The organism is Chitinophaga silvatica (assembly GCF_003419895.1).
In the GTDB taxonomy this organism is placed as follows: Bacteria; Bacteroidota; Bacteroidia; order Chitinophagales; family Chitinophagaceae; genus Chitinophaga; species Chitinophaga silvatica.
The window spans coordinates 315,146-329,017 of the sequence record NZ_QPMM01000012.1 but is presented as its reverse complement, the minus strand read 5'-3'; the positions used below and the strand labels follow the sequence as shown (position 1 = coordinate 329,017).

The following is a 13,872-nucleotide window of genomic DNA, read 5'->3' as shown; positions in this document are numbered from 1 at the left end:
CTCACTTCACTCCACCTGCTGGTGGTATTAACTCGATACAGTTGAATACATACTTACACAAAGAATTTTACACTACCGTTCAATCGTCAATGGTTCCTGTTTAATGTATTACTGGGTTCAACTGGCCTGATGATTTTATTTCTCATTGTCTTACTAATGAGATGGAGCAAGCATTTTGTAAATCTATTTTTCTTGTTACCACTCATTCTTATATATGTTGTAGTTGTTAATATTGTCTATTACTACATAGCCCTTCATGCCAAACTAATTGAAAGTGAATTAGGTCTCAAATTTAATATTCGCCGGGCATTTGTTAAGGGATGTATTTTGATGAATATCATTTTAGGAATTGTATTGATGTTAAGTTTTAAATTATACTCCCATCATTAATCTATGAAAGCCGCTTTACTGATTTTTAGCTTTTTCTTGACCACATCCCTTTGTGGACAATCTATCTGTAAAGTTGCAAAGGCTCCAAAATCAAATTATCAGCTTCTTTCAAAAAACTCAGAACAGTTGATTAAGGGTGAAGATAGTTGTGTATTACAGGTATTGGATTCATTGAAGACTTATATTATTAAAAACAACGACACTTCGGCACTTCGGGTTTTGGATATTATTTCAGGGAAGAGCGATGGATATCTTTCAGAAGCAATACAGGATATCGTTGGTGAAGTTTTCTATGAAAATTTAGGATTACTGTTATGGTTTTGTGATACTAATAAAAGCAATCACCTCGAGAAGTTCCTTATTTATGCATTAAGTATGGAAGTCTCTATGGAAAAGGAGGTAGCCAGGAAACGGATAGATAAATTTGTTAGGGATAACAGGCAGATTAAACAACTTACAACAAACCAGTCAAAGCTACTGGGCAAGATAGTCAAACGAATCGACCCAACGATATGGGAGTAGGAGGATATCGATTCTTTGAATGATTTTATTTATGATTTCTCTATTTAAGAATGATTATAATGTTATGGATTTAATTTTTCCCCTTATTATTTTAAAGGCCAACGATTCTCCTATTTATGTTTTTTGCAATAAACTTGAATTTGGCCTTGTTTCTCCTTCAGGACTTTCATACTATGAAGATGGTACTTTGTACGATTCAGCCGGAAGTGTTTTTGAACTAAAAGGAATTCTAAGCATTCATAATGCTTCATTTCTTCAATGTTTGAAGCATTTCCAAAGAATGAAAAAAGTAGTGCCTCAATTAACATACGTTAGAAAAATTGAGCTTCCCGATTTCAAAAATATTATTAAACAACATATTTCATCTTATCCCGAATACTGGGAGTTGAAAGACGAATTAGAAGAACTTATACCTTCAATTGATGACCAAAACTCTATTGAAGAGGTTATCTCCTTTTTAGAATAAATATATCTCACTACTATGAAACAAATTCTCCTCCTTATTTTTTCCTGTCTGCTCTTTGGCTGCAGTAAATCCCCTGATCGGAATTTTATTATAGAACAACTCAGAAAAAAGAATATTGATGAATTGGTAAAGTATTGCGATTTTCCGTTTAATCTCAATGTCGATTTCGAATACAGCGATCCTGCTATCAAAAATGCTAAAGTCTTGAAACAAAAGCTTAATGCATTATGTAAGAAAAAATACTTCGAAGACTTCTTCCATAAAAACAGGATTATTAAATCTGATGACAATATAATTTTGGAAGTCCGTTCATTCAACGAAGATGGTGAATTGGAAAGTGAATCTGCACTCAATTTTTCTTTTAAAAAGAATGCCGCAGGAAATTGGGTGCTTTATGGAATATTAATGGCGGGGTAGTAAAATAGCATAAGGATGATGAAAACAAGATTTTCTTCGTACATTCCATTAATCTTGGAACAAAGAAAATACATAAAGCCATGATCTTTTTCCTCTTCCCCCTACTATTAGCACAGGGCTCCCCAAATGCCCAGATTAAAGCCATTAGAGATAAAGTCACTTATACCAATGCTCATCTCCCTGCTTATAAGCATAAAGAAGTAGAACACCCTGAAGGTATAAGTACCGAAGGTGGAGACTATACAGCTTATTGGTCTAACGACTCGCTTCGCCTGATTATCGATAAAACATATGGAGAAATGGGGCAGGAACTGGTACATTACTACTTCGATAATGGTATGCCTGTTTTCGTATACATTATCAGGTATAGCTATACTGTTCCGTTATACGACAAACAATTCAGTTTAAAGAATAGTAAGAGAGAAGAAACCAGGTTTTATTTAGATAATTATGCCCTTATCAGGTATATAGATGAAAAAGGAGTAATACTACCTGGAGATAAAAGCATGCAGGAAAATATACTCACTGAGGTCAAAGACCTGCTCTCTTTTTTTTACAAAAATACTGCAGCAATAAAATAGGGAGCTTCACGTATGAAGCCCCCCAACATTTATTCCTACATTATACCATTTGTTCTTGGAAACTCCGTTGATACGATTATCAACGGCTCTGAATGTGACCTTTATTGTTAATGAAATCTATTATGAATAACTTTGAATCAACCTGGTTATAAATGCCGGCCCTCAACAGGACCGGCTTTTTTTATGCACGCGATTCAAAATAAGTGCGTTTTCATGGTCTATCCCACCATAGGCGGGTACCACCTAAGTCCTTCTGTCCATCCAGCATCAGCACCGCTTTTTCAACTTCTGCTTTATTAGAAGTATACTCGGTTGATGGGAATGGTATTCTCCTGATTTGGATCTTGCTATCAATAGTATTGTTGCTATAGTTGTTCACTACAGGAAACAACTTAGGATATCCGGTTCTGCGGAACTCAGACCATGCTTCCTGGCCTTCAGGAAATCCTGAAATCCATTTCTGGGTGATTATCCTTTCCAGCTTTTTATCGAACGCATCTCCGTCATCCCACTTAATAGTGATGGTACAAAGAGCCGGGCTGTTATTATTTGCATTCTGAGGATCTACGTATGCAATAGGCTTACTGGTATTATCTGCCAGGTAAGCACTGATGGCAGCGGTAGTAGCATCCCATTGGTTTAAAGAGGTGGATACTCCTTTTTCATAAAGTTCCTGTACTGTTCCACCAGCATTCGCATATCCTCTTAACGCAGCTTCTGCACGCAGGAAATAGATTTCTGCTGAAGTCATAAGCTGAATCGGGGTATTGTTACGGAAAGTTTTGGTTTCTGTATTCGCTGGAATTGAATAACCGGAATATCCAGGTTTTGCAGTCACCAGACTACCGATACGAATACCTTTATAGGTACCAGGGTATTTGGTAGAGTGATCGAAGTACTTTGGTAATCGAGGATCATTGTAACCTACCAGAATAGATTCCATAGAAGCATTCATGGCATTGTCGGTCCAGGCTGTAATAATGGTGTAAAGCGGGTGCTTCAGACCAAATCCTGATACCTGAACATTGTCTTTGTTGGTTTCAAGTAATCCACCGTTATTAGGGTTCATTGCTGCTTCAGCTTCAGTTTTTGATTTAGCCGGATCTGCTCTGTAAATGCGCATAGCCAAACGTAAACGTAAAGAGTTGGCAAATTTGATCCATTGTTTATAATCACCTCCGTAAACCATGTCAAACTTACTGAAGAGAGAAACACCCGGGTGAGCAGCAACATAATCGCTCAGGGTTTTTCTTGCAGATTCCAGTTCTTTAAAGAATTGGGTATACACTGCTTCCTGAGAATCGTAAGCCGAGGTAGTACCACCAGAACCGTAGGAGCTATAAGGAATAGGTCCGTAGATATCTGTAACGCGGTGCATAGCTTCTACTTTGAGGATCAGTGCTATGGCCCAGAACTCTGGTGCAATGGTTTCGGCGCCTCTGCGTTTGATTTCGAAAATAGGAGCCATTACGTTGTTGTATGCCAGGTTAAAGGCACTCGCATTCCAGCCATCCACCAGGCTGTATGTCATGTTATTGATGTTACCACGGAAGTTATTCGGCGGGCATAAATAACCGGAGTATACATCCCCCATCAGGTTTTGCTGTAACTGAAAATCTCCTGTTGTGTTGTTGAAGTTAAAATAGATGGAAGATTGGATCTGTGGAAAAAATCCTCCGATAAAGTTAAAGTCGGGCTTTAAGGCTTCATCACTTAATCCTGTATTATCTGAATTATATTTCTCGAAGTTTTTAGTACAAGATTGCGTGCCTAACATTCCCAACAGGGCCAGGCCTGCAAGTGGTTTATATAGTTTTATTTTGATCTTTTTCATCTGCTTTGATTTTAAGGTAAAGACATCATTAGAAACCAACATTCAGGCTCAGACCATAGCTGCGGGTAGCTGGTAAGCCAAATACATCAACACCTGATAAACCGTTGCCGGTCGACATTGCCAATTCCGGATCGAATGGTGCTTTTTTAGAGATATACCAAAGGTTTCTACCAATGAGAGAAAGACGAAGACTCTTAACTACTCCTTTGCCCAGAGCTTTAGAAGGAATAGAATAGCCTAATGACAGCTCGCGCAATCTTACGGTTGTTGCATCATAGAGATATTCGCCACTTACACCGTCACGGCCTCCTAATACTCCGTACCAGGTTGCTGCGTCTATTTTGTTTACTTCTTTATTATCATCAGTGATACCGTTAATTACCACTCCTCCGTTCTTACGTGCTTCACCGGTTCTTGCTGATACTCCGTATTTATCCATTACTGCTTCAGTCATTGACAATACTTTGCCACCAAATTTTCCATCAACCAGGAAGCCCAGAGTGAAATCTTTGTAGTTGAAAGTATTGCTCCATCCACCTTGCCATTTTGGATTAGGATTACCTGCGAATACCACATCTGAAGTTACCTGTGGCTTACCATCGTCACCAATTTTGATTCTGCCGCTGGCATCACGTACCAGGGCTTTAGCGAAGATATCGCCGTATGAACCGCCTTTAGCGATAATAGATGCGAAGGTGTTAGAGTTGGTTGGGGTAAGGATGAACTGATCAATGTTTTCGGCCAATTCCAATACTGTATTCTTGTTATGAGAATAGTTTAAGTTGGTTGTCCACTTAAAGTTGGAAGTTTTGATCACATTGAAACCTAACATAATTTCCAGACCAGTGTTCTGAATGTTACCGGCATTGATATAGCGGAAGCTGTAACCTGTGCCTGGCGGTACTGCAATCTGGAAGTATTGGTTAATTGTATTTGTCTTATAGTATGTGAAATCGAAAGTAAGTCTGTCTTGCAGGAAACGCCATTCTGTACCAATTTCCAGTGATTTGGTTTTTTCTGGTTTCAGTTTGTCGAATGGTGCAATTGTGTTAAATGCAAATGTTCCACCAACTGTACCAAGTCTGCTTCTGGGGTTAGTTACATATGGAGGCACAGAGTTACCTACTACGGCATAGGAACCACGCACTTTGGCGTAATTGATTGCTGATGGCAGGTTAAACATCTGATGCAGTAAGAACGACAAACCAACTGCAGGGTAGAAGTAAGAGAAGTTTGGAGTATAGGAAAGATTGGATGACCAGTCGTTACGGCCGGAGAGATCCAGGTATACCATGTCTTTATACGAGAGGTTTGCATTGGCAAATACTGCTTGTAACTGGCTATGGTTATTAGGAACTGTGGTAATTGCACTTCCTGTTGTCATATTTTGCAACGTAAAGAAGTTGGCAACATATAAATCTCCGTTATAGGAATCTGCGGTCATCCCTTCTGTACGAACATCATTGATACTGCTACCAACCAATGCATTCAATTTAATGTTGTTGAATGTTTTGTTTAAGTTCAGCATCACGTCGCCATAATATTGGGTGGTAGTAAGATCGCTGGTAATGTATCTTCCGTTAGGTCCTGCAAGTACGCCGTTTGTACCTGCATACATTTGGCCGTCGTATTTGTCGTTGGTACGATCCATGTTTCCACGAGCCTGTAAGTATAACCAATCGGTGATATCATATTTAGCAGTGATGCTACCTAATGTTCTGTTACGTTTTGCCTGGCTGGTATTTCTGTTTACGACCCACCATGGATTTTGTTGAACGTCTTCGTTGAAAGGCCAGTTCTGTAATTCAATTTGTCTGGTCTGGTCGAAGAGGCCATATTGATTTTTATATTTCAACAGATCTGCTCCTCTTGGGAATAAATAAAGACCAGTTAAAGGATTGAAGTACAAACCGCTCACAACACCGTTATCAATGTTCTGTGAAATAACACTGAGGTTACCATCCATGGTCAGTTTATCGTTGAAGAACTTAGCTGTTTCACGGAAGGTAACGTTATGTCTGTTTAGTTTGTTACCTGGCATTACACCGTTAGAGTGAGTGTTGGCATAGGAGATAAAGGTTTGTGCTTTATCATTGCCTCCGGAGAAGTTAACGGAGTTGATCCAGGTATTTCCTGTTTTAAAGAAATCTTTGGTATAGTCATTAGCTCCGCTGATAGCGTCGCCCCAGCTTTGTGTGGCAGCATCTTTACTTGTTCCGTATGAATTCTGGAACTTGGGAGTGTAAGTAACTTTATCCATGGTATAACCACTGGAGAATTCTACTTTGGAAGTACCGGATTTACCTTTTTTAGTAGTGATCATGATTACACCGTTGGCAGCCTGGCTACCATATAGTGCAGATGCAGATGCACCTCTTAATACTGATACACTTTCGATATCGTCTGGGTTGAGGTTGGAGATACCATCACCACCGTCACGACCCGGCATAAAATCGATAGTACCATTACCACCCCAGGTACTGTTGGGTTGCTGAGTCGAATAGTTGGTCATTGGTATACCATCTATTACATAAAGTGGCTGGTTAGAACCCTGTGCAGATTTATTACCACGTAATACAACCTTTACAGAACCACCAACACCAGAAGTACTTCTGTTGATAGTAAGACCGGCGGCTTTACCATTCAGAGAGTTCATTACGTTTGCATCTTTAACAGTAGTAAGTTCCTCACTGCCCAAACGTTGTGTAGAATATGTTAATGACTTGGCTGGTTTTTTCACACCCAATGCTGTTACAACCAATTCATTCAAACCTCTTACACTTTCTGTTAGTTGTATGTTGAGGCTTGCACTGCTGCCAACTGCTACCTCTTTTGAGTCGAATCCTACAGAGCTAAAAATCAGGATATCTCCTTGTTTGGCATTAAGTTGATATTGCCCGTTGCCATCGGTTTTAGCACCTTTTGTAGTACCTTTAATTTGTACAGAAACTCCAGGTAATGCAGCACCTTTTGAATCTTTTACAGTACCGCTGATTTCCTTCTCCTGTAAAATACTACGGAATGAAGTTGCGGGCGTATAACTATAGCCGGCAGCCTTCACATACGCGTTATCTGCTAATATGGAAGTGAGCGCAAGACCTGTCACAGCACACACTTTCATAAGGCGTAGGTTTTTTTTCATACTTGCCTGTTTTTGGTTAATAAATGGGATTGTTTTAATTTTTTTTATGTTGATGATCATAATGTTTTTAGCAATATTTTTCCATTAGCATAGCTTACGCCATCCTTTGGAGGTAATTTTTTATGGGTTTTATGTAATGTTTAAGGCATAGAATACCCGCATCGCTATTGCAATGTTTTTAAATTCGGGTTCGTTAAATGTTAATGGTATTTTTTGTTTTCCTTACATGAAATTATTTATTGTAACGATAAGATTACAGGCCGTGCATAACAGACATATCAATCGCGCTACCAGGAAAGAAGTCGTACGATTATTTAAGTAGTACTATCGAAAGTGAAAAAAATATTAAATTTTTTTTCGGAAGATATTTTTACCTGATATCCCACCACAGTGGTGTGCCACCGGTATCGGGTCCATTCAGCATTTTTCTTGCTCTCTCAAGTGCCTTGGGGTTGGTTATTTCCTCTATCTGAGGCATAGGCAGGCGTCGGATGAATTTATTGGTTGAAATGGTATTGTTACTATTATTAATTACCACCGGAAATAATTTAGGATAACCTGTTCTTCTGAATTCACTCCATGCTTCCTGTCCTTCCGGAAACATTGCAATCCATTTCTGTGTAATAATTCTTTCCAGTTTACGTTCCGGTGTATCCGATTCATCCCAGGCTATGGTAATGGTACTAAGATTGGGGTCACCTGGCTTCACATTGTTATCCTGGTTTTGTGGATCAACATACGGATTAGGTTTGCTTGTACTGTTTACCAAATATGATCCTATATTGGGTAAATTGTATTGCTTAAAAGAACTGCGTATTCCACGCTCATAATCCTCTTTGGGTATTCCTGCATTCTCCCATCCCAGTAATGCTGCTTCTGCTTTTAAAAACCATGCTTCTGCGGCTGTCATGAATAAAATATTACTGCTTAATCTGGTGAGAGATGAAAACCCGCTATATTCTTCCTTCGCAGAAATTTTAATTCCATTACGAATTCCATGATAGATATAAGTGCCTGCTTCTGTTGGTAGAAAATAACTCGAAAGCCGCGGATCTTCATATCCTGTAAGTATCGATTCCATAGGAGCGCTCATTCTCAGATCGGCCCAGGTATAACACATTATATTTAACGGATGCGTAACCGGCGTAATGTTTACCGCAAAATTATCCTCCGGTTCCATCAACAAACCAAAAGGATGTTTTAATGCTGCTTCTCCTTCTGCTTTGGCTTTGGGTTTGTCTATCCCCGAAATTCGTATAGCCAGTCTTAAACGCAGAGTATTGGCGAATTTAACCCACTGTCTGTAATCCCCTCTATATACCAGATCGAAGGCAGTGAATTTAGATAAACTATTATTATTCACATACCTGGTTAAAGTATCAATAGCTTCTCTCAGATCATCAAAAAATGCATAATAAGCTGTTTTCTGATCATCATAATCAATTCCCATCTCGTCATTCAACTTTCCATACTTTGTGTAAATAATAGGTCCGTAAATATCACTCACCCTATGCATGGCTTCTACTTTTATTATCTGTGCCCATGCATAAAAATCGGAATACGAATCTTTGGATTTCATCTGTGTAAAATCACAGTTCTTCATCACATTGCTATATGCAATTAACCAGGGTTTATTATTCCAGTAGTAAAGTAGTCCGTAATTGGTGTTGTTGATGTTTCCTTCAAAGGGAGTAGGGCTCATCATGTAACCACTGAAAATATCGGCATTCAGATTCTGTTGAAGCTGCGCGGTAGGTGGATCATTATAGATAAGCAGATTTAATAAGGCCTGCGATAATGGTTCTCCCAATAATCTGTAATCTGCGGTTAATTCATCTTCATCAAAGTCGTACGGGTTCTTATTGATGTCGGCAAATCTCTTCGTGCAAGCACTTGTTAGCACTATAACCAATAAGGCAAATATGGTGATAACGTTCCTTCTCTTCATATCAGTATTTTTAAATGCCTAAACGCAGGTTAATTCCAATACTTCTAACCGGTGGCAATCCGAATACATCCACGCCCTGTAATCCATTTCCTGTGCCCATAGATACTTCCGGATCAAATGGTGCATGTATTCTGAAGAAACATAAATTCTTCCCAATAACTCCAACCCGCATATTTCTCATCCATTTCCATTTTAATGGAATTCTATAGCTAAGACTTAATTCTCTCAAACGAATATTAGTAGCATCATACATATACATTTCCCCAATACCTGCCCTGCCACCAATGGTAGTATAATAAGTTTGTGCATCTACTTTGCCATTGTACGGAGTGCCATTTGCCATAACTGCCGGAATTAACACTCCTCCGTTATCCCTGGCCCTGGCACTTTCTTCGCTAACTCCATACCAGTCCAGTACTGCCTGGGTAACACTCATTACTTTACCGCCAAATCTTCCATCAATTAAAAAACTAAGATTGATATTTTTATAATCAAATGAATTATTCCATCCTATAGTAAAATCAGGATTAGGGTTACCTACTTTTTTAAATGCATTCCTGGTTTGCAGATGTCCGGTTCCATCAACAATGTATTCTCCTTTGCTGTTTTGAACCAATTCCTTGTTAGAGTAAATATCTCCCCATGATCCGCCTTCCATAATAAAGGAACCAAACATATTCACTCCAAAGTCTGTGAGCACAAACATATTACTGGTATCTGCTGCTACAATGCTTGAATTGGATAAGGAAATAACTTTGTTTTTATTGGTAGCAAAATTGATAGTACTGATCCACGATACCGCCATATTTCGTACAGGGGTTACCGTTAAAGTGGCTTCCCAACCCTGGTTCTGTATATTACCCATATTCAGATAGTAGGTAGTATTCTTATTACCTAATGGAGCCGGTACCTCCATGTATTGTTTGTAATTATTGTTTTTATAGTAAGTCACATCTAAAGCCAGGCGGTTTTTAAGCAAATGGGTTTCTATTCCTGCCTCAAAAGATCTGTTATCTTCTGGTTCCAGTCTCATACCGGGATAGAGTATTTTCTGATTCAGCACTACTCTTGTTACCCCGGCTATAGTTTGTAAGGTAAAAGGGGAGGGGTGGGAAGAATAGCTGGCAATATCGTTTCCTACTTTGGCATAGGAAACGCGTGTGCGTAGCATATCAATAGCTGTTGGTAATTTCCAAAGCTGATTCCAGATGGCCGACAACCCTGCTGAGTAATAGAAATATCCTTTTTTCAGGGTGTTGGTATAAGCGAAGGTGCTCGACCAGTCGTTGCGTCCTGTAAGATCGAGGTATAGGAAGTTTTTGAATCCGGCCTGCACATTACCGAATAATGCCTGCAATTGTTTTTGATCCACACTATGTTGTGCATCCATTGCAGTGTTGAGAATGTTGGTGACAGAAAATTTGTTAGGATAAATTAAACCCGGATCGGCATTTGGATTAGAACCATTAAATGTTCTCTCGTGCGCTTTGGTATCCGTAATACTGGCGCCAATATTACCTGCCAGATGTAACCAGCTATTGAGCTGATGACTGGCATTCAGCATCAGGTCTGCATACAGCTGTGTATTGAATTCTTTTTCCAGGGTATACCTGCCATTAGTGCCGGCTAATACTACCTGTGTGCCGGCATATGCTTCCAGTTCGTATTGATCCAGTGATTTATCGAAGTTGGCCCGCCCTTTAACGCTAAGCCAGTCGGTAAGCTGATAGGTTAGCGACAAGGTTGCCAGGCCACGGTAGCGCGAATCCAGTCTTCTGTTTCTAAGTAAAGCCCACATCGGATTTTGCTGATCATCCTGGCCTATCCATCTTTTATCGTTCCTGATATTCCACCAGTTTTGGAGGTAGAGATTTCTATCGGAATCGAAGTATTCGAAATTGGTTTTGTAGTATTCGAAGTCCTGCCCCCTTGGAAATGTATACAAACCGGAAATAGGGCTGTAATAAAGGCCCGACGATAATCTATTTATGGTAGTTTGGGCAGTAAAGGTTGCATTGGCATCCATCACCAGTTTATCGTTCAGGAGTTTTAATGTTTCCCGGACGTTTACGGTATGCCTGTTGAATTTACTGGTGGGTAATATTCCATTGCTGTTGGTATTGGCGTAGGAGAAATAGCTTTGAGCTATTTCATTTCCACCGCTGAAAGCGATTGAATTCAGATAGGTATTACCGTTATGATAGAAATTTTTAACATGGTCGGGTACATTTACCGGTTGGCCCCAGCTGCCTAATGAGCCGGGTTGTGGTATGCCTACTTTATCTAAACCCGGAGCTTCTGTTTGTCCGTACCTGTATTGAAGTTTAGGCAGGAGACTGGGGTGTTCCTGAGTAAAATCTGATGATACGTCGATTTTACTTCTGCCCGGTTTCCCTTTTTTGGTAGTGATGAGTATAACTCCGTTGGCAGCCTGGCTACCATATAAAGCGGCGGCAGACGCACCTTTCATGATGCTGATACTTTCAATATCATCGGGATTGATATTGGAGATACCATCACCTCCGTCTCTTCCTCCTGCTCCGATGATGTTGTGCGATTGGCCCCATACATCAGATGGTTGGGAAGGGGAGTTATTAACGTACGGAATACCATCTACGATATAGAGAGGTTGATTTTCGCGGGTAGATTTATTACCACGAAGTATAACCCTTACAGAGCCACCGAGGCCGGAAGCGCTGCGGGTAATGGTTGCACCGGCAGTTTTGCCGGCCAGTGAGTTCATGATATTGGCATCTTTTACGAGTTGGAGATCATCTCCATCCAGCTGTTGGGTAGCATAGGGGAGTTCCCGGGCTTTCTTCTGAATACCCAGGGCAGTAACTACCAGTTCGTTCAATGCTTTAATATTTTCCTGTAGTTTAATATTCAGTTCATTATCGATTCCTACCTGTATTTCACGGGTAATAAATCCGATGGCACTGAAAACAAGGATGTCACCGGTGCTGGCCTTCAGGGAGAAGGCCGCATCTGCATTCGATTGGGTTCCTTTATTTGTGTGTTTGATAAGTATTGTAACTCCTGGAATCGGCGTGCCTTTATTATCGCGTACGTATCCTCTGATTTCTCTTTCCAGTGATACATGATTTAATAGGTCAACAGTTTGTGAGATAGAAGCAACACTTGCTGTGCCTATTATGATTTTGTTGTCGTGGCGGGTAAACTTTAATCCTGACTGTTCGGATATTAACGTTAATACATCTTCTATGGGTGTTTTAATACAGTTTAACGTTATTTTTTTCTTCAGGTTAATATCTGATTTGTCGTAATGAAAGCTTAGCCCTGTTTTTGCCGAAATTTCTGAGATTACATCTTCCAGGTTTTTATTTTTAACCTGGATTGTGACGACTACTATTGGTGAATCGGGTGTTTGCGTGATAGCACTAGTCGTTGTGTTCAGGCTCCCCGCCAGCAGTAGCGTCAGCATTAGCCCCACGGATACAAACCATTTCATGGGGCATGGCTTTAACCGCATATTGACTAGTTTTTATTTTGCAAATAGACTGTATCGTTTTTAATGGTATACGAAAGTGATTTGATCTGGCAAATAACGTCCATTACATCTTTGATTGATTCATTTTTAAATGAGCCGTTGTAATTCCATTCTCTGGTATCGCTGTTATTGACAACAGTAACGCCAAAACGGTTTTCCAGGCCGGTTACCACCTCATTGTAAGGGGCATCTTTGAAGATCAGGTAACCTTGTTTCCATGCTGTAATCTCTGTTGGTTTTACTACCACAGTTTTTACAAGATTAAGGGATAAACGATCATAGCTGATTTGTTCGCTGGGTAATAGGATAAGTGAATTTTGTTTGTTGAGCTGATCTACTTTTACTTTACCGCTGATCAAGGCAACGGTTACCTTATTTTCACGTGAATAGGCTCGGATATTAAAGGAGGTACCTAATGCTGTAGTTGAAATATTATCTGCGAGAACGGTAAACTGCCGGCTTTGATCTGTTGCTACATCAAAGAATGCTTCTCCTTCTTCCAGATAAATTGTGCGGCTTCTGTTATCAAAATGTTCAGGGTATCGTAGTTTACTGTTTGCGTTAAGGGTAACGGTGCTGCCATCTTCCAGGGTCACTTGTTCGGTATGCGCTTTTGCAACGGTTAGTTCTACAAATCCATCTTTCACAACGCGTTTGGTACCTGTTGCATTATCTGCAATAATAGTAGTAGTGGTACCGGCAGATTTACTATGCTGGTTCATATACACAATGCCAATGGCGCCAATAGCTACGGCTGCTGCGGCATACCACCAGTAGCGTAGTGTTCTGACTTTAGCCTTTTGAGCAGCAGGGGCAATATGTTGATTAATGGCCAGCTTTAAGTTGGTCAGTTCATTATCCAAGGTCTTCTCATGTAGCTTAGTGGTTTGATGTTTACTGATATTATCAAACCATTGGTCTACAATAGCTGCCTCCTCTGGTGAACAATTCCCCTGATTATAGCGCTCCAGCAATATTTTTATCTGTTCTGTGTCCACCTATTCTGGCGTTTAATTGATAAGATGTCGTAAAAAAGTGTACCAGGTACTATTAACAACCTG

At 39.9% G+C, this 13,872-nt stretch carries 9 protein-coding genes; 4 read left to right on the top strand and 5 right to left on the bottom strand.

Annotated elements, in window-relative coordinates; all coding sequences use genetic code 11:
- Positions 1–516: 516 nt before the first annotated feature.
- The 4 genes from DVR12_RS22470 to DVR12_RS22455 all read left to right on the top strand — a co-directional run bounded on the left by DVR12_RS22470 (position 517) and on the right by DVR12_RS22455 (position 2,376).
- Positions 517–912, top strand: a complete 396-nt coding sequence (locus DVR12_RS22470) for a hypothetical protein (RefSeq protein WP_147323520.1) — start codon at positions 517–519, stop codon at positions 910–912.
- Between the two features lie 31 nt (positions 913–943).
- A complete protein-coding gene (locus DVR12_RS22465) occupies positions 944–1,378 on the top strand; it encodes a hypothetical protein (protein WP_147323519.1) in 435 nt (144 codons plus the stop codon).
- A 15-nt stretch (positions 1,379–1,393) separates the two neighbouring features.
- Positions 1,394–1,795, top strand: a complete 402-nt coding sequence (locus DVR12_RS22460) for a hypothetical protein (RefSeq protein ID WP_116978043.1) — start codon at positions 1,394–1,396, stop codon at positions 1,793–1,795.
- An 80-nt stretch (positions 1,796–1,875) separates the two neighbouring features.
- The gene (locus DVR12_RS22455; RefSeq protein WP_116978042.1) at positions 1,876–2,376 is read left to right on the top strand and encodes a hypothetical protein; all 501 of its coding nucleotides are present in this window, start codon (positions 1,876–1,878) and stop codon (positions 2,374–2,376) included.
- 211 nt (positions 2,377–2,587) lie between these two features.
- Here DVR12_RS22455 and DVR12_RS22450 read toward each other — a convergent pair whose 3' ends face one another.
- From DVR12_RS22450 to DVR12_RS22430, 5 genes are all read right to left on the bottom strand, one after another.
- Positions 2,588–4,210 (bottom strand): RagB/SusD family nutrient uptake outer membrane protein, encoded by a 1,623-nt coding sequence (locus DVR12_RS22450; protein ID WP_116978041.1) that lies wholly within the window; start codon positions 4,208–4,210, stop codon positions 2,588–2,590.
- 28 nt (positions 4,211–4,238) lie between these two features.
- Positions 4,239–7,352, bottom strand: a complete 3,114-nt coding sequence (locus tag DVR12_RS22445) for a SusC/RagA family TonB-linked outer membrane protein (protein ID WP_158563340.1) — start codon at positions 7,350–7,352, stop codon at positions 4,239–4,241.
- Positions 7,353–7,722: 370 nt separating this feature from the next.
- On the bottom strand, positions 7,723–9,300 hold the full coding sequence (locus DVR12_RS22440) for a SusD/RagB family nutrient-binding outer membrane lipoprotein (protein WP_116978039.1): 1,578 nt from the start codon (positions 9,298–9,300) through the stop codon (positions 7,723–7,725).
- Between the two features lie 10 nt (positions 9,301–9,310).
- Complete coding sequence (locus DVR12_RS22435) at positions 9,311–12,772, bottom strand: SusC/RagA family TonB-linked outer membrane protein (protein ID WP_158563339.1); 3,462 nt, start codon at positions 12,770–12,772, stop codon at positions 9,311–9,313.
- 26 nt (positions 12,773–12,798) lie between these two features.
- A complete protein-coding gene (locus DVR12_RS22430; protein ID WP_116978037.1) occupies positions 12,799–13,809 on the bottom strand; it encodes a FecR family protein in 1,011 nt (336 codons plus the stop codon).
- Positions 13,810–13,872 lie beyond the last annotated feature (63 nt).